This is a genomic window from Streptomyces sp. NPDC051664 (assembly GCF_044453545.1).
Lineage (GTDB): Bacteria > Actinomycetota > Actinomycetes > Streptomycetales > Streptomycetaceae > Streptomyces.
In genome coordinates this window covers 90,604-110,359 of the sequence record NZ_JBITCU010000001.1, presented here as the reverse complement: position 1 = coordinate 110,359, position 19,756 = coordinate 90,604, and the positions used below count along the sequence as shown (strand labels likewise).

Here is a 19,756-nt window from a genome sequence, read left to right as displayed (position 1 = left end):
AGAGCTTCATCTGTAAAACACGCCCCCGTTGTGTAGCGGCCTAGCACGCTGCCCTCTCACGGCAGTAGCGCCGGTTCGAATCCGGTCGGGGGTACAGATCCTTCCCGCGAGATCATTTGGGTCGCACCCACGATTTCGATGCAGGATCGCTAGGGCCCCCGTTGTGTAGCGGCCTAGCACGCTGCCCTCTCACGGCAGTAGCGCCGGTTCGAATCCGGTCGGGGGTACTTGTAACACCATGGGCTATGGTGTAATTGGCAACACTACGGTTTCTGGTACCGTCATTCTAGGTTCGAGTCCTGGTAGCCCAGCGCAGAGCTTCATCTGTAAAACACGCCCCCGTTGTGTAGCGGCCTAGCACGCTGCCCTCTCACGGCAGTAGCGCCGGTTCGAATCCGGTCGGGGGTACAACAGAGCGGAAAACCAAGGGCCCTTCACTTCGGTGAAGGGCCCTTGGTCGTATGCCCGGGACCCGTTGTGTTCAGAGGCCGTACCGCCGGGCCGACTCCTCCTCCTGGGCCAGCCTGCGCAGCGCCAGCAGCAGCGGCTCGTAGAGCACCACCGAGGCGACCGCCATCTCCACCTGCTGCGCGCCCGCCGGATAGGACTCCATCATGTCCAGGTCGTGGACGGCCACTTGCTCCATCAGGCGGGCCTGCTCCGCCAAGTACTCGATGTCACAGGGATAGCCGAGCCGGATGAGGGTGGCCATCGATGCGACCAGTGCGCGATGTACGGGGTCCAGTGAGCCGAGATCCTGCACGAACGCCCAGCCGAGCCGGTCGAGAAGCCGGTCGACCTCGTGGCGTGCCACGGCCGTCTCCGGGGTCTCCTCGTCCGGCTCGGGGCCGTGCGGCAGGGACCACAGCGCCGCGCCGAGGCGGATCGTCCGGCCGAGGGACTCGTCGTCGACATGTGCCAGTACTTCGCGGGCCGTTGCCACCGGAAGGCGGCCGACCTGGATCAGTGCCCGCACCAGACGGAGCCGGCGCAGATGGCTCTCGTCGTACTCGGCCTGGGTCGCGCTGACGCGTTCACCGGGCGGCAGCAGCCCCTCACGCAGGTAGTACTTGATCGTCGCGGTCGTGACGCCGCTCCGCTTGCTCAGTTCCGACAGTCGCATGTCCGGGCCTTTCCTTGCGCCACCCCTTGGGCAGTGCCACTATCCAACCATTGGATAGTGACGCTCTCCAATGGTCGCCAAGAGAATCAGGGGGCACTGCATGTTTGCGAAGCCGATACCGGGGCGGACGACCGCGGCCGCTGAGGGGGAGGTGGTCGTGCTGCTCATCGGGATGCGCATCAACCACTTCTGGGGCGTGCACCACTGGCTGCCGGTCCTCGCCGCAATGCCGCGCATGCTGCGGGAGTTGAGCCGGGACAGGAGTCGCGGACTGCTCGGCTACACGCTGCTGACCGGTTCGCCGAGGACGTACTACGTCGTCCAGTACTGGGAGTCGAAGGAGAAGCTGTACGCGTACGCGAGCGCTCCCGACATGTTCCACCGCAAGGCCTGGGCGATGATGAACCGCAAGGAGAAGAAGTCCAGGCAGCACGTGGGGCTGTGGCATGAGACGTATATCGCGCCCGAGGGTTCGTACGAATCGATCTACGCCGACATGCCGCCGTACGGGCTGGCTGCGGTGACCGGCGTGCTGCCCGTCGAGGGGCGGGGCCGTCGCGCGGCGGATCGTCTCGCGCATCGCTCGGTCACGGAGCGGAAGGGCTGAGCGGGGCCGCCACGACGCTGGGGCGGCCTTTCGGATCAGGGGAGAACGAGTACGTCAGCCGTTGCGGCGCAGGGCCTCGCTCAGCCGCGCGGCCGAGTCGATGACCGCCTGGGCGTGCATCCGGCCCGGGTGACGGGTCAGCCGCTCGATCGGTCCGGAGACCGAGACGGCGGCGACCACCCGGTTCGACGGGCCGCGCACCGGCGCCGAGACCGAGGCGACGCCCGGCTCCCGCTCGCCGATCGACTGGGCCCAGCCGCGCCGCCGGACGCCGGAGAGCGCCGTCGCCGTGAAGCGGGCGCCCTGGAGGCCGCGGTGCAGGCGCTCCGGCTCCTCCCAGGCCATCAGGATCTGGGCCGACGAGCCGGCCTTCATGGTGAGTGTGGAGCCGACCGGCACGGTGTCCCGCAGTCCGGACAGCCGCTCCGCGGCCGCCACGCAGATCCGCATGTCGCCCTGCCTGCGGTAGAGCTGCGCGCTCTCGCCGGTGATGTCGCGCAGGTGTGTGAGCACCGGGCCGGCCGTCGCCAGCAGGCGGTCCTCGCCGGCCGCGGCCGCGAGCTCCGCCAGCCGCGGGCCGAGGATGAAACGGCCCTGCATGTCCCTCGCCACCATCCGGTGGTGTTCCAGTGCCACGGCCAGTCGATGGGCCGTGGGTCGTGCGAGCCCGGTCGCCGCGACCAGCCCGGCGAGGGTGGCCGGACCGGACTCCAGGGCGCTCAATACCAGAGCTGCCTTGTCGAGAACGCCGACGCCGCTAGAGTTGTCCATACGACGATACTCGCGTCTCACTCTGTGAAACGCAAGTTCAATTTTCGGCAGAAGTTGCGAACCTGTAGGGGCGGCCACACAACGGCCCGAAGCCACCGCCCCGCACGGGGGTCCGGACGGTGGCGCACCGAATCTCTAGTTGGGCCGGCGAGGATGCCGGCCGGAGGGAAAGCGATGGGTAGGACACTCGCGGAGAAGGTCTGGGACGACCATGTCGTCCGGCGCGCCGAAGGTGAGCCCGACCTCCTCTTCATCGATCTGCACCTGCTGCACGAGGTGACCAGCCCGCAGGCCTTCGACGGCCTCCGTCAGGCCGGACGCCGGGTGCGGCGCCTCGACCTCACCATCGCCACCGAGGATCACAACACCCCGACCCTCGACATCGACAAGCCCATCGCCGACCCGGTCTCCCGCGCCCAGTTGGAGACGCTGCGCAAGAACTGCGCGGAGTTCGGCGTACGGCTGCACCCGCTGGGCGACGTCGAGCAGGGCGTCGTGCACGTGGTCGGCCCGCAGCTGGGGCTGACCCAGCCCGGCACCACGGTCGTCTGCGGCGACTCCCACACCTCCACGCACGGCGCGTTCGGCGCGCTGGCATTCGGCATCGGCACCAGCCAGGTCGAGCACGTGCTGGCCACCCAGACGCTGCCGCTGGCCCGTCCGAAGACGATGGCGATCACCATCGACGGCGAACTGCCCGACGACGTGACGGCCAAGGACCTGATCCTCGCGATCATCACCCGGATCGGCACCGGCGGCGGCCAGGGCTACATCCTCGAATACCGCGGCTCCGCCATCGAGAAGCTCTCGATGGAAGCCCGGATGACCATCTGCAACATGTCGATCGAGGCGGGCGCCCGGGCGGGCATGATCGCCCCGGACGACACCACGTTCGACTACCTGAAGGGCCGCGACCACGCCCCGCAGGGCGAGGACTGGGACGCCGCCGTCGCGTATTGGAAGACGCTGCGCACGGACGAGGACGCGGTCTTCGACGCCGAGGTCGTCATCGACGCCGCAGAACTGGCCCCGTTCGTCACCTGGGGCACCAACCCCGGTCAGGGTGCGCCCCTGTCGGCGAACGTCCCCGACCCCGCTTCGTACGAGGACGCCTCGGAGCGGAACGCCGCCGAAAAGGCCCTGGAATACATGGGGTTGACCGCCGGGCAGCCGCTGCGCGAGATCGACGTCGACACCGTCTTCGTAGGCTCCTGCACCAACGGCCGCATCGAGGACCTGCGTAACGCGGCCTCGATCCTGGACGGCCGCAAAGTCGCCGACGGCGTACGGATGCTGGTCGTCCCCGGTTCGGTCCGGGTCGCTCTGCAGGCTGTCGAGGAAGGCCTGGACAAGGTCTTCACCGCGGCCGGCGCCGAATGGCGGCACGCGGGTTGCTCGATGTGTCTCGGTATGAACCCCGACCAGCTGGCCCCCGGCGAGCGCTCAGCCTCGACCTCGAACCGTAACTTCGAGGGCCGGCAGGGCAAGGGCGGCCGTACGCACCTGGTCTCCCCGCAGGTCGCCGCCGCCACCGCCGTGCTGGGCCACCTGGCCTCGCCGGCCGACCTGTCCGACGCCCGTACGTCCGCCGGAGTCTGAGAATCATGGAAGCTTTCACCGCACACACCGGCCGGGCCGTCCCGCTGCGCCGCAGCAACGTCGACACCGACCAGATCATCCCCGCCCACTGGCTGAAGAAGGTCACCCGCGACGGCTTCGAGGACGGACTCTTCGAGGCCTGGCGCAAGGATGGGAACTTCGTCCTCAACCGCCCCGAGCGGGACGGCGCCACGGTCTTGGTGGCAGGTCCCGACTTCGGTACCGGCTCGTCCCGCGAACACGCCGTCTGGGCCCTGCAGAACTACGGTTTCAAGGCCGTCATCTCCTCCCGGTTCGCCGACATCTTCCGCGGCAACTCGCTGAAGAACGGCCTGCTGACCGTGGTGCTCGACCAGAAGGTGGTCGACGCGCTCTGGGAGCTGACCGAGGCCGACCCGAAGGCCGAGATCACTGTGGACCTGGAGGAGCGCCAGGTCCGCGCCGAGGGCATCACCGCCGACTTCGAGCTCGACGAGAACGCCCGCTGGCGACTGCTGAACGGGCTGGACGACATCAGCCTCACCCTTCAGAACGAAGCGGACATCGCGACTTATGAGGCGGTAAGGCCGACCTTCAAGCCACGTACAATTAACGCCTGAGCAGCGCGTTTCCAGTACTGCGCCCTCTGCCTTCTGGTAGAGGGCGCAGTCGCTTGTTGAGACCCCGTCGGGCGACAACTCGCCCCAGATGGCACAATCGGTGCATGGAACGCGACAGCCAACTCAAGCTTTACGGCCAAGTCGCCGACCAATTGAAGGAAGCGCACGCAAGAGTGCGCGCACTGCAAGTCCCGGAGGGCGTAAGGATGGCGCTGTCCCGGAAGCTGTTGGTCGTCACGGCCGCGGCGAAGCACGATCTACCGGATGCGGCAAGGCGTCTGGACCGGTTGATGAAGGACCTCGATGAGGGCCGATTCCCCGAAGGTGACTGACTCTGCGGAACTGCGCAGCGGTCGACTTCGTTGCGGCACTAGGGTGATTAGCCCGTTTCGTGTTTGATTTGCGGTATATATCTGCCTAACGTGCGAAAACGCTTGAACACTTTCGTTCTGGCAATGTCTCCGAAGGGGAAGACGTGAACAAGGCGCAGCTCGTAGAAGCGATTGCCGACAAGGTCGGCGGCCGCCAGCAGGCCGCAGACGCTGTCGACGCGGTACTCGACGCGATCGTCCGTGCCGTTGTCGCCGGGGACCGTGTCTCGGTCACCGGCTTCGGCTCGTTCGAGAAGGTCGACCGCCCGGCTCGCTACGCCCGCAACCCGCAGACGGGTGAGCGCGTACGGGTCAAGAAGACCTCGGTGCCCCGCTTCCGTGCGGGACAGGGCTTCAAGGACCTGGTGAGCGGCTCGAAGAAGCTCCCCAAGCACGATGTGGCCGTGAAGAAGGCGCCCAAGGGCAGCCTCTCGGGCGGTGCTTCCACCCGTACGACCACGAAGGCCGCCGCCAAGAAGGCCACCGCCAAGAAGGCCACGGCGAAGAAGGCCACCGCCAAGAAGGCGGTGACCGCGGCGAAGACCACCGCCGCCAAGAAGACCACCGCGAAGAAGACCACCGCGGCGGCCAAGAAGACCACGCCGGCGAAGAAGACCACGGCCGCGGCGGCGAAGAAGACCACGGCCGTCAAGAAGACCGTCGCCAGCAAGACCGCGCCCGCCAAGAAGGCCACGGCGAAGAAGGCGCCCGCGAAGAAGACCACGGCGCGCAAGACCACGGCCAAGAAGGCTGTCGCGCGGAAGAAGTGAGACCGAGCAGCGCAGGGCTACTCACACGCGCCGGGCCGGGCTCCCCACGGGGAGCCCGGCCCGCGGGCTGTTCGGGGCCCGGCTCACTGCCGGAGGGGACCCGGTGGTCCGAGGCGCCCTTCAGAACGTCTGCAGCGTCACCAGGGTGATCCGCCGGTCCGCACCCTCGCCCGCGATCTCGATCCGCACCCGCTGCCCGGGGCGCAGCAGCCGCAGGCCGCCCGCGTCGAAGGCCGGGGCGTCGAATTCCACCGGGGTGCCGTCGTCGAGCAGCACACTGCCGGTGCGGGTCTCGGGGTCGTACGTGTACGAGGTCGCCTGCATGAACGGCAGCCTATCGGTCCCGCGCGGGCACGCCCGCGGGCCAGCGGTCCGCCGTGTGCGGGCCCACCCCGAGGCGCACGGCCGCCCGCAGATCGTCGCCGGTGTCCACGTCCTGGCGGACCGAATCGATGCCGGCCGATGTGATTTCCACCGCGCCGGAGGCGAGATGCCGGGCCCTGGACGGGCCGCCGAAAGCCGGACGCAATTCCACCCCGGATGAAGCCGAAAGAAATGTCGTGCCGATTCCCGTCGCATCCGTAACAAATGCGCGAGGAAATTCGGCTGCGAAATCGAGGACCCGGGCCAATTCCGCGGGGCGCAGTGCGGGCAGATCCGCGTTCAGCGCCGCGACCGCCGCGGCGGGCCGCCGGTCGCGCACCGCCCGCTCGCCGTGGACGAGTGCGGCGTTGAGCCCGGCGGCCGGTTCGTCGGGAACGGAGCGCGCCCCGAGCGCCGCGAGCGCGGCCGCGGCCACCGGGTCGTCCGTGACGACCACCACATCCCGTACGGCCCGGCAGGAGAGCGCGGCAGCCACGGTGTCCTGCGCGAAGGCCAGGGCGAGCCGGGGGCGCAGCATGACGCCGGCCGCCCCCGTGAGCCTGCTCTTGCCCTGTGTCAGCGGCTTCAACGGGACGACCAGGGACCACAGGCCGGTCGGGTCGGTGTTCGTGGCGATCTCCCCTTCGATGCACATCGCCGCTCATTCTCGCCTGCGGGTGCGACAACCCGGAGGGTCGGTCCCGGAGGCGGGGCGTACCGTGTTCTCGACAGAGCAGGGGCCTGGGGTCACAATTGGCCGCCCACAGTCAGGCAGCACGTCAGGTCCGTAGAGGAAGGTGTCCGAGTGTCCCGCCGCAGAATCGGCTTCTGGTACCGCCTGGCGGCGGCCATCGCAAAACCGCCGCTGGTGGTTCTGTTCAAGCGTGACTGGCGGGGAATGGAACACATCCCGGCCGACGGCGGATTCATCACTGCGGTCAACCACAACTCGTATCTGGACCCGCTTTCCTACGGTCACTTCCAGTACAACACCGGCCGGGTGCCGCGGCTTCTCGCCAAGGCGGGCCTCTTCAAGACTCCCTTTGTCGGAATGATCCTGCGCGGCACCGGGCAGATCCCCGTGTACCGCGAGACGACCAATGCGCTGGACGCTTTCCGGGCCGCCGTCGACGCCATCGAGCGCGGTGAATGTGTCGCCTTTTACCCGGAGGGCACGCTCACCCGCGACCCCGACATGTGGCCGATGGCCGGCAAGACCGGTGCCGCCCGCGTCGCATTGATGACGAAGGCCCCGGTCATCCCCGTCGCGCAGTGGGGCGCCAACCTCGCGATGCCGCCGTACGCCAAGGAGAACAAGCTCCGGCTCTTCCCCCGCAAGACACTGCAGGTGCAGGCCGGACCGCCCGTCGACCTCTCCCGGTTCTACGACGAGGAGCCGACGCCCGACGTCCTGCGTGAGGCGACCGAGGTCATCATGGCCGCGGTCACCGCCCAGCTCGAAGTCGTACGCGGCGAGAAGGCCCCCGCCGAGCTCTACGACCACCGCAAGGCGCGTGCCGAACAGCGGCGCAAGGCCGAAGGAAAGGGACCCAAGTGACGCACCCCGTAAAAGCAGCCGTCTTCGGAACCGGCTCATGGGGTACGGCCTTCGGCATGATCCTCGCCGACGCCGGTTGCGAGGTCACTCTGTGGGGCCGTCGCGCCGAGCTCGTCGAGGCGGTCAACACGACCCGTACCAACCCCGACTATCTGCCGGGAATTGAACTCCCCGACTCCATCAGGGCCACCACCGACGCCGCGGAGGCGCTGCGCGGCGCCGACTTCGCCGTGCTCGTCGTGCCGTCGCAGACGCTGCGCGCCAACCTTGCCGACTGGGCCCCGCACCTGGGTCCGGACACCGTTCTCGTCTCGCTGATGAAGGGCGTCGAACTCGGCACCGCCGAGCGGATGAGCGAGGTCATCGAGGACGTCACCAAGGTCCCCGCGGACCGCATCGCCGTCATCACCGGCCCCAATCTGGCCAAGGAGATCGCCGAACGCCGCCCCGCCGCGGCCGTCGTCGCCTGCCAGGACGAGTCGGTGGCCCGTCGCCTCCAGGCCGCCTGCCACACCTCGTACTTCCGCCCGTACACCATCACCGATGTGGTCGGCGCCGAGCTCGGCGGCGCGGTCAAGAACGTCATCGGTCTCGCCGTCGGCATCGCAGACGGGATGGGCCTCGGCGACAACGCCAAGGGCTCGCTCATCACCCGCGGCCTCGCCGAGACCACTCGGCTCGGCCTCGCCATGGGCGCCGACCCGCTGACGTTCTCCGGACTCGCGGGCCTGGGCGACCTGGTGGCGACCTGCTCCTCGCCGCTGTCGCGCAACCACACCTTCGGCACCAACCTCGGCCGCGGCATGACGCTGGAAGAGACCATCGCCGTCACCAAGCAGACGGCCGAAGGCGTCAAGTCCTGTGAATCGGTGCTCGATCTGGCACGCCGGCACGGGGTCGACATGCCCATCACGGAGACGGTCGTCTCCATCGTCCACGAGGGCAAGCCGCCGATGGTCGCACTGGGCGAGCTGATGTCGCGCAGCGCGAAGGCCGAGCGCCACTGAGCGGCTGCTCCGTACGCAGGTCGGCCCCGGGGACGCTGACGTGACCCGCACCAGCAGGTACGCTCAACGCGATATGAGCAGCGAGAACCTCCCCCAGAGCCCGGAGCAGCAGCTCCGCAAGCCGCGTGTGGCCGTCGTGTTCGGCGGCCGCAGCTCCGAACACGGCATTTCGGTCGTCACCGCAGGTGCCGTCCTGAACGCCATCGACCGGACGAAGTACGACGTCCTGCCGATCGGCATCACGACGGACGGCCGCTGGGCGCTCACCGCCGACGAGCCCGAGCGGATGGCCATCACCGACCGGAAGATGCCGGACGTGGCACAACTGGCCGAGTCCAGCGAGGGCGGCGTGGTGCTCTCCGTCGACCCCGGCAGCCGTGAGGTGGTCTACAGCGAGCCCGGCTCGGTCCCGAAGGCGCTCGGCGAGGTCGACGTCGTCTTCCCCGTCCTGCACGGCCCGTACGGCGAGGACGGCACCCTCCAGGGGCTGCTGGAACTGTCCGGGGTGCCGTACGTGGGCGCCGGTGTGCTCGCCTCGGCGGTCGGCCAGGACAAGGAGTACATGAAGCGGGTGTTCACCTCGTTCGGGCTGCCCGTCGGTCCGTACGTCGTGATCCGCCCCCGTGAGTGGGACACCGACCGCTCCGGTGCCCGCAAGCGCATCGTGGACTTCGCCGGTGAGCACGGCTGGCCGCTCTTCATCAAGCCCGCCCGGGCAGGTTCGTCCATCGGTATCACCAAGGTCGACGACCTCTCCGGCCTCGACGAGGCGATCGAGGAGGCCCGTCGCCACGACCCCAAGTTTCTGGTCGAGTCGCTGCTGCGGGGCCGCGAGATCGAGTGCGGGGTGCTGGAGTTCGAGGACGGACCGCGCGCCAGCGTGCCCGCCGAGATTCCGCCGGTCACCGCGCACGACTTCTACGACTTCGAGGCCAAGTACATCGACTCGGCGTCCGGGATCGTGCCCGCCCCGCTGACCGAGGAGCAGACGACCGAGGTCCAGCGGCTCGCGGTCGAAGCCTTCGAGGCGGCGTCCTGCGAGGGCCTGGTACGCGCCGACTTCTTCCTCACCGAGGACGGCAGCTTCGTGATCAACGAGATCAATACGCTGCCGGGCTTCACCCCGATCTCCATGTACCCGCGGATGTGGCAGGAGAGCGGCGTGAGCTACCAGGAGCTGGTGGACCGGCTGATCCAGGCGGCATTGACCCGCCCGACCGGCCTGCGCTGAGAAGCGCCGGGCCGGATGTGCGCGCAGGCGCCGGGCCGGACTGCGCGGACACTCTCTAGATACTGCTGGGGACCGTCTTCTTGACGGCTGCGGCGAACGCCGCCAGCGGGCTCATGTCATGTGCGTACGCCGTCGAGAGCGACACCTCGACATACGCCTTGCGATAGGTGGTGGTGAAGCGCGGACCGGCGTCCTCCGGCTGCTCCAGCAGCCAGTTGACGCCGTCCGCCTGGGTCCCCTTCGACATCGGATCGTCCATCTTTGCGGGCCGGTCGACGCCGCAGCGCAGTACGATCGCCCCGTCCCCCCAGCCGGCGGTCAGCTCCGACTTCGGCCCGGGGTCGTTGCGCTCCTGTCCGGCGACGGTTTTCGGCAGCTCCTTGTGCAGTGCACGGCAGTAGGCTGCGGCTTCCGGCGTCGGGGTGGGAACCGTGATCGACGCATGGGTGTCCGTGGTGGTGCAGCCCGCCGCGGCCAGCAGCAGAACGGCAGCGGACGGGCCGAGGAACACGGGGCGGCGAAGCCGGGGGCGGAGAGACGTCACCGGCCCAGCGTATAAGGGGGCTACAGATGAACGACCGGGCAGGTCAAGGTTCTGGTGATGCCTTCCACCTGCTGGACCTTGGCGACCACCATGCGTCCGAGTTCATCGACTGTGTCGGCCTGCGCACGCACAATCACGTCGTAGGGGCCGGTGACGTCCTCTGCCTGGATCACTCCCGGGATTTTCGTGATGGTCTCGGCGACGGTCGACGCCTTGCCCACCTCGGTCTGAATAAGGATGTACGCCTGTACCACGGAACCTCCAGGGCGGCCACGAGGATCATGTGGGGGAAAGAGACGCCACGGTATCGCGTTGCCGCGGGCCGCGGGGAGACCTGCGGACCGGATGACGTCCCACCGCGTGGCGTACGGATGGCAGCGGTTGACGTATCTCTTGACAGTACCGACAGCAGTGACGGCTCGCGACCGCAAGTGCAGCGGTCCGGATGGGGGACAGGCATGCCGGCGACAACCGGAGCAGACTGCATCCGACGGCTGGGCCACGGTCCCGGCCCCCGGCCGCCGATCCAGGCCGGACGCCCGTCCGGCGCGATAGACGAGAGGTGAGACTCGGTGAAGGGAACCGTGGGCGAGTTGGGGGAGTTCGGGCTCATCAGGGAGCTCACTTCCCGCCTCACCACCACCCCGGCGGTACGGCTCGGACCCGGCGACGACGCCGCGGTCGTGGCCGCTCCCGACCGCAGGGTCGTGGCCAGTACCGACATCCTGTTGGAGGGACGGCACTTCCGCCGCGACTGGTCGACGGCGTACGACGTCGGGCGCAAGGCCGCCGCGCAGAATCTCGCCGACATCGCCGCCATGGGCGCCGTGCCCACCGCGTTGCTGCTCGGCCTGGTCGTCCCCGCCGAACTCCCGGTCACCTGGGCCGGCGAGCTGATGGACGGCATCCGTGACGAATGCCAGGTCGCGGGGGCGGCCGTGGTCGGCGGTGACGTGGTCGGCGGGGAGACCATCACCGTCGCGATCACGGCACTCGGCGATCTGCGCAACCACGAACCGGTCACCCGGGCCGGCGCCCGCCCCGGCGACGTCGTCGCCGTCACCGGCTGGCTCGGCTGGTCCGCCGCCGGGTACGCGGTGCTCTCCCGTGGTTTCCGCTCGCCGCGCGCCTTCGTCGAGGCCCACCGGCGCCCCGAACCGCCGTACCACGCGGGCCCCGCGGCCGCCGGGCTCGGCGCCACCGCCATGACGGACGTCAGCGACGGGCTCGTCGCCGACCTCGGGCACATCGCCGAGGCCAGCAAGGTCCGGATCGATCTGCGCTCCGGTCTCATCGACATCCCCTCGCAGATGTCCGACATCGGCCAGGCGGTCGGTGTGGATCCACTGCAGTGGGTGCTCACCGGGGGAGAGGACCACGCGATCGTCGCCACGTTCCCGGCGGACGTGAAGCTGCCCGCCCGCTGGAAGGTGATCGGCGAGGTCCTCAACCCGTCGGCGCTGCCCCAGGTGACGGTCGACGGGGCGCCCTGGACCAGCAAGGGCGGCTGGGACCACTTCGGTGGCATCGAGGACGCCCACTAGGGGGCGCCGGGCAGCTCCGGCGCCCGGAGTAGATTTCGGGGTATGCCCATATCTGCATCCCCCGCCGCACCGCTCGTACCACCTCGTGTACTCACCGTCGCCGGATCCGATTCCGGCGGCGGTGCGGGCATTCAGGCCGATCTGAAGACGATGCTGGCGCACGGCGTGCACGGCATGAGCGTGATCACCGCAGTGACGGCGCAGAATTCGCTGGGTGTCCAGGGCGCTTGGGAGCTGCCCGTGGAGGCTGTCCGGGCCCAGTACCGCAGCGTCGTCGACGACATCGGGGTCCAGGCGGTGAAGACCGGCATGCTGGCGTCGGCCGCACTCGTGGAGACCGTCGCCGCACTTCTTGCGGCGACCGGCGCCCCGGTCGTCGTCGACCCGGTCGGGGTCTCCAAGCACGGCGATCCGCTGCTGGCCGCCGAGGCTCTCGATTCCGTACGGCAGAAGCTCCTGCCGGTCGCGACGGTGGCGACCCCCAACCTGGACGAGGTGACACAGCTCACCGGAGTGACCGTCACGGACGAGCCCGGAATGCGTCGGGCCGCCGCGGAGATCCTCGGACACGGACCGCGCTGGGTCGTCATCAAGGGCGGGCATCTGCCCGGCGAACCGGTCGACCTGCTCACGGACGGCACCGAGGAGCACTGGCTGCGTGCCCCCCGGCACGACAACCGGCACACCCATGGCACGGGCTGCACCCTGGCCTCCGCGATCGCCTGCGGACTGGCCAGGGGACAGGACGTGCCGACGGCGGTACGGGCAGCGAAGGAGTACGTCACCGGGGCGATCGCGGCCGGCTTCCCGCTGGGCACCGGGATCGGCCCCGTCGACCACGGGTGGCGGCTGTAGAAGCCCGGCGCACAGCAAAAAGCCGGTCCACCGAGGTGGACCGGCTTTTTGGGCAACCGGAAGGCTGCGCTACGACGGGAACGTCAGCGCGCGACCTTGCCGGCCTTGATGCACGAGGTGCAGACGTTGAGCCGCTTCGGCGTCCGACCGACCACGGCACGCACGCGCTGGATGTTGGGATTCCAGCGACGGGACGTACGGCGGTGCGAGTGCGAAATGTTGTTGCCGAAGCCCGGCCCCTTGCCGCAGACGTCGCAGTTGGCAGCCACGGGTCACTCCAAAGACTTCAGATGCACTTACAGTGAATTCCGGCGCGCCGGAATCATTTGACTGAAGTGGCGGTACCGGAGGAATGGCCCGACTCTCATCGGGCAACCGAAGCAGCATACAACGGCTGCGTCGGTAGAACGAAACTACCATGGGTTTCGCCGCCGTCCGCCCCGCCCCTGTCCCTGCCGGGCCCACCGGGCCGGACTACTCTGCGGTTCAGCCAGCAGCCCACGGCCGCTCTCCAGGAGGAACACCACGTGCCGCAGACCGCCGACGACATGGACGCCGGCGCGGTGCGTACCTGGTGCTCGCTCGCCCTGGAGGCACTGGGCCGGGAGCGTGCGGCGATCGACGCGATCAATGTGTATCCCGTCGCGGACGGGGACACCGGGACAAACCTCTATCTGACGGTGGAGTCCGCGGCAGGAGCCGTCGAAGCGGTCTTCGCCGCGCACGAGACCGGCGCGTCCGTGCCCGCTCTCGCCGATGCCGTACGGGCCATGGCGCACGGGGCGCTGATCGGCGCCCGCGGGAACTCCGGCACGATCCTGGCACAGTTGCTGCGCGGCATGGCGGGGGTGCTGGCCGACGGGCACGACGCGGATCATCTGCGGCTCGCGCTGACCCGGGCCGCGACCGCAGCCAGGCAGGCCGTCGCCCACCCCGTCGAGGGCACGGTGCTGACGGTGGCCACCGCCGCCGCCGAGGCCGCCGGGCGCACGGCGGGCGACCCGAGTGCGCAGGCGGTCGTGCAGGCGGCGTACGAGGGGGCGCGCACGGCGCTGGACGAGACCCCCGGACAACTGGCCGTCCTCGGGCGGGCGGGCGTCGTGGACGCCGGAGGACGGGGCCTGGTGACCGTTCTCGAGGCGCTCGTCGAAGCGGTCTCCGGCGAGACACCCCGACACGGCACCTGGGTGGCCCCCGACATCGCCCCCGTGACCACTGCCGCGGCCGACGACTGCGCGGCGGGCGGACCGCAGGACGGCCCCGCCTTCGAGGTGATCTATCTGCTGGAGGCCGCGGAGGACGCGGTCGACCGGCTGCGGACCCGGCTCGACGGGCTGGGTGACTCGCTCGTCGTGGTCGGCGGAGACGGGCTGTGGAACGTCCACGTCCATGTCGACGACGCGGGTGCGGCGGTGGAGGCCGGGGTCGAGGCCGGCCGGCCGTACCGGATCCGGATCACCCACTTCGGCGCCGACCGGGTCCACCTGCACCACAGCGAGCCCGCGCAGCGCGGTGTCGTCGTCGTGGTCCCCGGCCCCGGGCTCTCCGGCCTCTGCTCGGAAGCCGGTGCGACCACCGTGCTCGCCCGGCCCGGGGAGCCGCCGGCCAGCGGCGAACTGGTCGACGCGATCCGCCGCGCGCACGCCCGCGAGGTGGTGCTCCTGCCGAACGACGCCGAGCTGCGCCACACGGCGGCCGCCGCCGCCGAACAGGCCCGTACCGAGGGCATCCGGGTCGCCCTCATCCCGACCCGGGCCGCCGTCCAGGGCATCGCCGCGCTCGCCGTCCACGAACCGGACCGCAGCTTCGACGAGGACGTGGTGGCGATGACCGCGGCGGCCGGTGCCACCCGCTACGGCGAACTGGCCGTCGCCGAACGGCAGTCCTGGACCATGGCGGGCATCTGCCAGGCCGGCGACATCCTGGGCCTGATCGAAGGCGATGTGGCGGTCATCGGCGAGGACGTCCCCGGCACGGCCCGGGCGGTGATCGACCGGATGCTGGCGGCGGGCGGCGAACTCGTCACCTTGGTACTGGGCGAGGACGTACCGGACGCCTTGGCCGACGCCCTGGAGGAGCATGTGCGGGAGGGCTATCTGGCGGTGGACACGGTGGTGTACCGGGGCGGCGGACAGGGAACGCCGCTTCTGATCGGCGTGGAGTAGGGCGGATACGGGCGGCGCCGCCGCCCGTGAAGCGCCGTCCCTATCGCCGGCGCGTTCTTCGTCGTACACATGACGATGTGCGACCCGTTCCAGGTGAAGGCGATCGGTACGTTGCGCGGGGTTCCGTCCTTGGCGACGTGGGCCAGGCGGGTCACGTCACGGGCCGCGGCAGCTCCTGGCTGATCGGGCGGTTCAGAACCTCGACGATCTCGTTCGGCTGCATGGTTCGGTTCCTCCTTCTCAGCGCAGTTGCTCGGCCAGTCCGACGATGATGCCCTCCGGGCCGCGGACGTAGCAGAGCAGATAGCTGTCCTCGAACCGGGCGATCTCGCCGACGAGTTCGGCGCCGTGAGGGCGCAGGCGGGCAACGGTGTCCTCGATGTCGTCGACGGCGAACATGACGCGGTGCGTGCCCAGAATGTTGTGCGGCCGGTTGCGCGGCCCGGCGCTGATCACCGCGGGGCTGCGGTACTTCGCCAGCTCGAGCCGGCTGTGACCGTCCGGGGTCCGGACCATCGCGATGTCACAGCGGACGCCGTCGAGTCCGGTGCACTGGTCGGCGAAGAGGCCCTTGACCTCCGCCCTGCCCTCCAGCTCCATACCGAGTTCCACGAAGAACCCGATGGCGGCATCCATGTCCTCGACGACGATGCCGACGTTGTCCATCCGCTGAATCGCCACGCTGGTTTCTCCTTCTTCCTCGTGCGGCCGGTGGTGGCCGCTGATGTCCCTGGGACGGAGCCGGTGGCACGTTCTCGACATCCGCAGACCGCCGAACTCCGAAAAATCTGGATCGCGCCTCAGCGCCGCTACAGCAGACCCGCGAGCCAGGCGCCACCACCGAGGGTGAGTGCGGCGCAGGTGGCCGCTCCCATCAAGAGGATCAGCCGCAGCGTGCCGTCGCCGCTTTTCAACGCTTCCTCGACGATTCGCAGCGTGCGCTTGAGCATTGCGCCTCCCCGATCAATTCGTTCATTCGCCGACGTTGGCTCTCCGGTAGCGCCACCCTCCCCAAACGTTGCTCAGCAACTAAATAAGTTCCGCGATCCGCGCGGTACGTCGTGCCTCGTGCAGCAGGTGCGGGGGCAAGGGAGCGAACAGCGAGGCGGCCAGGGTGCCGTCGATGCCGGCGAGGACTTCGGCGAGCTGCAGGCGTGGGTCCGGCAGTTCGACTGCGATCCGCGCGGCCTCGGTCTCGTACGCGACGGAGTACCAGGGCAGTCCGGCCGCCTTGGTCCCGGCCCGCGCATACAGCTTGCCTGCTTCCGGCCCGTCGCCCCGGTACGCCGCGATGTCGCCGAGGAAGCCCAACGGCTCCGCGGTCCCGGTGGCCACGCCGGCCTGTGCGCCCAGCGGTTCGGTGAAGGCGAGCAGCTCCCGTCCCCCCGGCTCGAGAGCGTCGACCGCGGTCTCGGCGGACGACTCGTCCGGGGCACCGGGCACCAGCTGATCGAGGATCCGGAGGACGAATCGGGGGACGCGGAGTTCGCTGAGGTCTCGGATGTCATCGTCGCGCCGGTGGAGGGACGGGCGACGGCGCGGGTCGGGCGATCCCATGGGTGATCGCGAGCGAGGAGCGGGGGACCGGTCCCAGGGGCGCGAAGGCGTTTGGGACCAGGGGATTCCGGTGGTGCGGGCGACTTCTGTCAGTGGTGTGGTGTGCAATGGATCGCGTGTCTGCGTTCGACGAACCCCTCAAGAAGCTGCTCGGCGGTGCCACCGCGAAGGTGATGGCCGAACACCTCGACCTGCACACGGTCGGTGATCTGCTGCACCACTACCCGCGGCGGTACGAGGAGCGCGGCAAGCTGACCGCGCTGGCCGACCTCCCGCTGGACGAGCATGTGACCGTCGTCGCCCAGGTCGCCGACGCCCGGATCATGATGTTCAACAACGGCAGGGGCAAACGCCTGGAGGTGACTCTCACCGACGGCAGCGGCCGGCTCCAGCTGGTCTTCTTCGGCCACGGCGTGCACAAGCCGCACAAGGAGCTGCTGCCCGGACGCCGGGCGATGTTCGCGGGCAAGGTCTCCGTCTTCAACCGGAAGATGCAGCTCGCCCACCCCACCTACCAGCTGCTCGACGCCACGGACACCGACGAGGCCACGGAGGCGGTGGACGCCTTTGCCGGGAAGCTGCTGCCCATCTATCCGGCGTGCAAGCAACTCGACTCCTGGCGGATCGCCAAGGCCGTCGACACCGTGCTGCCCAGCGCCGGGGATGCCGTCGACCCGCTGCCGTCGTCGCTGCGCGAGGGGCGTGGCTTCACCCCGCTGCCCGAGGCGCTGCTGAAGATCCACCGTCCGCAGACCAAGGCGGACGTCGCCGACGCCAGGGACCGGCTGAAGTGGGACGAGGCGTTCGTCCTCCAGGTCGCGCTCGCCCGCCGCAGGTACGCGGACACCCAGCTGCCGGCGGTGGCGCGGGTCCCCGCCCACGGCGGACTGCTCGACGCATTCGACGCCAAGCTGCCGTTCACCCTCACCGAGGGCCAGGAGAAGGTCTCCAAGGAGATCTTCGACGACCTGGCGACCGAGCACCCGATGCACCGGCTGCTGCAGGGCGAGGTCGGTTCCGGGAAGACGCTGGTCGCGCTGCGCGCCATGCTCGCCGTCGTCGACGCGGGCGGACAGGCCGCGATGCTCGCCCCCACCGAGGTACTGGCCCAGCAGCACCACCGGTCCATCACGGAAATGATGGGCGAGCTGGCCGAGGGAGGGATGCTGGGCGGCTCCGACCTCGGTACGAAGGTGGTGCTGCTCACCGGCTCCATGGGGATGGCGGCCCGCCGTCAGGCGCTGCTGGACCTGGTCACCGGCGAGGCCGGGATCGTGATCGGCACGCATGCGCTGATCGAGGACAAGGTGCAGTTCCATGACCTGGGACTGGTCGTCGTCGACGAGCAGCACCGCTTCGGTGTCGAGCAGCGCGACGCCCTGCGGTCCAAGGGCAAGCAGCCGCCGCACCTGCTGGTCATGACCGCCACACCCATTCCCCGTACCGTCGCCATGACCGTCTTCGGTGACCTGGAGACGTCCGTGCTGGACCAGCTGCCGGCCGGCCGCTCGCCGATCGCCAGCCATGTCGTCCCCGCCAAGGACAAGCCGCATTTCCTCACCCGCGCCTGGGAGCGGGTCCGCGAGGAGGTCGAGAACGGCCATCAGGCGTACGTCGTATGCCCCCGGATCGGTGACGACGCCGACGACGAGACCGAGAAGAAGAAGGGCAAGAAGCAGCCTCCCGAGGACGACGGCGACAAGCGCCCGCCGCTCGCCGTGCTGGAGATCGCCGAGCAGCTCTCCAAGGGCGCCCTCGCCGGTCTGCGCATCGCGGTGCTGCACGGCAGGATGAACCCCGACGACAAGGACGACGTGATGCGCCGCTTCGCCGCGGGCCAGGTCGACGTCCTCGTCGCGACGACCGTCATCGAGGTCGGGGTGAACGTCCCCAACGCCACCGCGATGGTGATCATGGACGCCGACCGGTTCGGCGTCTCCCAGCTCCACCAGCTGCGCGGCCGCGTCGGCCGTGGCTCCGCCGCCGGCCTCTGCCTGCTGGTCAGCGAGGCGCACGAGGCGAGCCCCGCCCGCGCCCGCCTGTCCTCCGTCGCCGCCACCCTCGACGGCTTCGAACTGTCCCGGATCGACCTCGAACAGCGCCGTGAGGGCGATGTCCTCGGCCAGGCCCAGTCCGGTGTCCGCTCGTCCCTGCGGATGCTCACCGTCATCGACGACGAGGAGGTCATCGCCGCCGCCCGCGAGGAGGCCGTCGCCGTCGTCGTCGCCGACCCGGAGCTGACACACCTGCCCGAGCTGCGCACCGCCCTGGACGCGCTGCTCGACAAGGAGCGCGAGGAATACCTCGACAAGGGCTGAGCACACGGGCTGGACGCAGGGGGAGACGGCAGCCAAGGCACAGGACGGACGACAACGGCTGAGGACGGGGGGAGACCCACGTGTCCGCCGGGGCCCCCGGGCCCGGACAGGCACGAAGCCATATCGTGGGACGCACGGCGCCCGCCCCACCCCGGCGGGCCACCCCGACCCGAGGATTCAGACACCCATGACCCGCGTGATCGCCGGCTCGGCCGGCGGACGCCGCCTGGCCGTCCCGCCCGGCACCGGCACCCGCCCCACCTCCGACCGCGCACGCGAAGGCCTCTTCTCCACCTGGGAGGCGCTCCTCGGCACCCTGGAGGGCATCCGTATCGCGGATCTGTACGCGGGTTCAGGCGCCGTCGGCCTCGAAGCGCTCTCCCGCGGCGCGGTCCACGCCCTGCTCGTCGAGGCGGACACCAGGGCCGCCCGCACGGTCCGGGACAACGTCCGTACGCTCGGCCTGCCCGGTGCCGAAGTCCGTACCGGCAAAGCCGAACAGATCGTGACAGGACCGGCGCCCGCGGACCCGTACGACGTGGTCTTCCTGGATCCGCCGTACGTCGTCACCGACGACGATCTTGGCGAGATACTGCTCACACTCCGTGCCCAGGGCTGGCTCACGGACGATGCCCTCGTCACCGTGGAACGGAGCACCAGAGGCGGAGAATTCAACTGGCCCAAGGGATTCGAGCCACTGCGGGCCCGTCGCTACGGCGAGGGAACGCTTTGGTACGGTCGCGCCGCCTCTACGTGCGAAGACGCACGATGACC

The 19,756-nt window shown here is 69.6% G+C and carries 23 protein-coding genes and 4 tRNA genes; 17 read left to right on the top strand and 10 right to left on the bottom strand.

Going from position 1 to position 19,756, the window contains the following annotated elements:
• The first annotated feature begins 21 nt into the window (after window positions 1–21).
• From ACIA8E_RS00570 to ACIA8E_RS00555, 4 genes are all read left to right on the top strand, one after another.
• Window positions 22–94, top strand: a tRNA-Glu gene (locus tag ACIA8E_RS00570).
• Between the two features lie 60 nt (window positions 95–154).
• Window positions 155–227 (top strand) — tRNA-Glu (locus ACIA8E_RS00565).
• A 12-nt stretch (window positions 228–239) separates the two neighbouring features.
• Window positions 240–311: transfer RNA gene (locus ACIA8E_RS00560), tRNA-Gln, on the top strand.
• A 24-nt stretch (window positions 312–335) separates the two neighbouring features.
• Window positions 336–408: transfer RNA gene (locus ACIA8E_RS00555), tRNA-Glu, on the top strand.
• A gap of 73 nt (window positions 409–481) precedes the next feature.
• On the opposite strand, the gene ACIA8E_RS00550 is transcribed toward ACIA8E_RS00555, so the two are convergent.
• Window positions 482–1,123 (bottom strand): MerR family transcriptional regulator, encoded by a 642-nt coding sequence (locus ACIA8E_RS00550; protein WP_399292788.1) that lies wholly within the window; start codon window positions 1,121–1,123, stop codon window positions 482–484.
• 100 nt (window positions 1,124–1,223) lie between these two features.
• On the opposite strand from ACIA8E_RS00550, the gene ACIA8E_RS00545 reads away from it, so the two are divergent.
• On the top strand, window positions 1,224–1,730 hold the full coding sequence (locus ACIA8E_RS00545) for a DUF4188 domain-containing protein (RefSeq protein WP_313939361.1): 507 nt from the start codon (window positions 1,224–1,226) through the stop codon (window positions 1,728–1,730).
• Between the two features lie 54 nt (window positions 1,731–1,784).
• Here the strand turns inward: ACIA8E_RS00545 and ndgR are convergent, their stop codons facing one another.
• Entirely contained in the window at window positions 1,785–2,501 is a 717-nt protein-coding gene (ndgR, locus tag ACIA8E_RS00540) for an IclR family transcriptional regulator NdgR (RefSeq protein ID WP_030928691.1), read from the bottom strand.
• Between the two features lie 174 nt (window positions 2,502–2,675).
• On the opposite strand from ndgR, the gene leuC reads away from it, so the two are divergent.
• From leuC to ACIA8E_RS00520, 4 genes are all read left to right on the top strand, one after another.
• The gene (leuC, locus tag ACIA8E_RS00535) at window positions 2,676–4,100 is read left to right on the top strand and encodes a 3-isopropylmalate dehydratase large subunit (protein WP_399292785.1); all 1,425 of its coding nucleotides are present in this window, start codon (window positions 2,676–2,678) and stop codon (window positions 4,098–4,100) included.
• A gap of 5 nt (window positions 4,101–4,105) precedes the next feature.
• A complete protein-coding gene (gene leuD, locus ACIA8E_RS00530) occupies window positions 4,106–4,699 on the top strand; it encodes a 3-isopropylmalate dehydratase small subunit (RefSeq protein ID WP_356643951.1) in 594 nt (197 codons plus the stop codon).
• Window positions 4,700–4,803: 104 nt separating this feature from the next.
• Window positions 4,804–5,031, top strand: a complete 228-nt coding sequence (locus ACIA8E_RS00525) for a hypothetical protein (RefSeq protein WP_030978727.1) — start codon at window positions 4,804–4,806, stop codon at window positions 5,029–5,031.
• Between the two features lie 143 nt (window positions 5,032–5,174).
• Window positions 5,175–5,840: an HU family DNA-binding protein gene (locus tag ACIA8E_RS00520; RefSeq protein ID WP_384103194.1), complete on the top strand. Its 666-nt coding sequence runs from the start codon at window positions 5,175–5,177 to the stop codon at window positions 5,838–5,840.
• 120 nt (window positions 5,841–5,960) lie between these two features.
• On the opposite strand, the gene ACIA8E_RS00515 is transcribed toward ACIA8E_RS00520, so the two are convergent.
• Entirely contained in the window at window positions 5,961–6,164 is a 204-nt protein-coding gene (locus ACIA8E_RS00515) for a hypothetical protein (RefSeq protein WP_399292782.1), read from the bottom strand.
• Window positions 6,165–6,174: 10 nt separating this feature from the next.
• Entirely contained in the window at window positions 6,175–6,858 is a 684-nt protein-coding gene (gene cofC, locus ACIA8E_RS00510; RefSeq protein WP_399292780.1) for a 2-phospho-L-lactate guanylyltransferase, read from the bottom strand.
• 150 nt (window positions 6,859–7,008) lie between these two features.
• Here cofC and ACIA8E_RS00505 point away from each other — a divergent pair, with 150 nt between their 5' ends.
• From ACIA8E_RS00505 to ACIA8E_RS00495, 3 genes are all read left to right on the top strand, one after another.
• Window positions 7,009–7,761 carry a lysophospholipid acyltransferase family protein gene (locus ACIA8E_RS00505; RefSeq protein ID WP_399292778.1) on the top strand — a complete coding sequence of 251 codons (753 nt, stop codon included), beginning with the start codon at window positions 7,009–7,011 and terminating at the stop codon, window positions 7,759–7,761.
• Window positions 7,758–8,768 carry an NAD(P)H-dependent glycerol-3-phosphate dehydrogenase gene (locus ACIA8E_RS00500; RefSeq protein WP_399292777.1) on the top strand — a complete coding sequence of 337 codons (1,011 nt, stop codon included), beginning with the start codon at window positions 7,758–7,760 and terminating at the stop codon, window positions 8,766–8,768. Before ACIA8E_RS00505 ends, ACIA8E_RS00500 begins: the two co-directional genes overlap by 4 nt.
• A gap of 73 nt (window positions 8,769–8,841) precedes the next feature.
• Entirely contained in the window at window positions 8,842–9,999 is a 1,158-nt protein-coding gene (locus ACIA8E_RS00495; protein WP_399292775.1) for a D-alanine--D-alanine ligase family protein, read from the top strand.
• 55 nt (window positions 10,000–10,054) lie between these two features.
• Here the strand turns inward: ACIA8E_RS00495 and ACIA8E_RS00490 are convergent, their stop codons facing one another.
• Window positions 10,055–10,543: a DUF3515 domain-containing protein gene (locus ACIA8E_RS00490; protein ID WP_399292773.1), complete on the bottom strand. Its 489-nt coding sequence runs from the start codon at window positions 10,541–10,543 to the stop codon at window positions 10,055–10,057.
• A gap of 20 nt (window positions 10,544–10,563) precedes the next feature.
• A complete protein-coding gene (locus tag ACIA8E_RS00485) occupies window positions 10,564–10,797 on the bottom strand; it encodes an Lrp/AsnC family transcriptional regulator (protein ID WP_030928667.1) in 234 nt (77 codons plus the stop codon).
• Window positions 10,798–11,115: 318 nt separating this feature from the next.
• On the opposite strand from ACIA8E_RS00485, the gene ACIA8E_RS00480 reads away from it, so the two are divergent.
• Entirely contained in the window at window positions 11,116–12,087 is a 972-nt protein-coding gene (locus ACIA8E_RS00480) for a thiamine-phosphate kinase (RefSeq protein WP_093778662.1), read from the top strand.
• 42 nt (window positions 12,088–12,129) lie between these two features.
• Entirely contained in the window at window positions 12,130–12,942 is an 813-nt protein-coding gene (gene thiD / locus ACIA8E_RS00475; RefSeq protein WP_399292770.1) for a bifunctional hydroxymethylpyrimidine kinase/phosphomethylpyrimidine kinase, read from the top strand.
• 83 nt (window positions 12,943–13,025) lie between these two features.
• Here the strand turns inward: thiD and rpmB are convergent, their stop codons facing one another.
• The gene (gene rpmB / locus ACIA8E_RS00470) at window positions 13,026–13,211 is read right to left on the bottom strand and encodes a 50S ribosomal protein L28 (protein ID WP_030928661.1); all 186 of its coding nucleotides are present in this window, start codon (window positions 13,209–13,211) and stop codon (window positions 13,026–13,028) included.
• 258 nt (window positions 13,212–13,469) lie between these two features.
• Here rpmB and ACIA8E_RS00465 point away from each other — a divergent pair, with 258 nt between their 5' ends.
• Window positions 13,470–15,107, top strand: a complete 1,638-nt coding sequence (locus ACIA8E_RS00465) for a DAK2 domain-containing protein (protein ID WP_399292768.1) — start codon at window positions 13,470–13,472, stop codon at window positions 15,105–15,107.
• A gap of 240 nt (window positions 15,108–15,347) precedes the next feature.
• Here ACIA8E_RS00465 and ACIA8E_RS00460 read toward each other — a convergent pair whose 3' ends face one another.
• From ACIA8E_RS00460 to ACIA8E_RS00450, 3 genes are all read right to left on the bottom strand, one after another.
• The gene (locus ACIA8E_RS00460) at window positions 15,348–15,788 is read right to left on the bottom strand and encodes a VOC family protein (protein ID WP_399292766.1); all 441 of its coding nucleotides are present in this window, start codon (window positions 15,786–15,788) and stop codon (window positions 15,348–15,350) included.
• Between the two features lie 128 nt (window positions 15,789–15,916).
• Entirely contained in the window at window positions 15,917–16,057 is a 141-nt protein-coding gene (locus ACIA8E_RS00455; RefSeq protein ID WP_399292764.1) for a hypothetical protein, read from the bottom strand.
• 79 nt (window positions 16,058–16,136) lie between these two features.
• A complete protein-coding gene (locus ACIA8E_RS00450; RefSeq protein WP_399292762.1) occupies window positions 16,137–16,664 on the bottom strand; it encodes a hypothetical protein in 528 nt (175 codons plus the stop codon).
• Between the two features lie 107 nt (window positions 16,665–16,771).
• Here ACIA8E_RS00450 and recG point away from each other — a divergent pair, with 107 nt between their 5' ends.
• Both recG and rsmD read left to right on the top strand, forming a co-directional pair.
• Window positions 16,772–18,982 carry an ATP-dependent DNA helicase RecG gene (gene recG, locus ACIA8E_RS00445; protein WP_399292760.1) on the top strand — a complete coding sequence of 737 codons (2,211 nt, stop codon included), beginning with the start codon at window positions 16,772–16,774 and terminating at the stop codon, window positions 18,980–18,982.
• Window positions 18,983–19,169: 187 nt separating this feature from the next.
• Window positions 19,170–19,754 carry a 16S rRNA (guanine(966)-N(2))-methyltransferase RsmD gene (gene rsmD / locus ACIA8E_RS00440; protein ID WP_399292758.1) on the top strand — a complete coding sequence of 195 codons (585 nt, stop codon included), beginning with the start codon at window positions 19,170–19,172 and terminating at the stop codon, window positions 19,752–19,754.
• The last annotated feature ends 2 nt before the right edge of the window (window positions 19,755–19,756 follow it).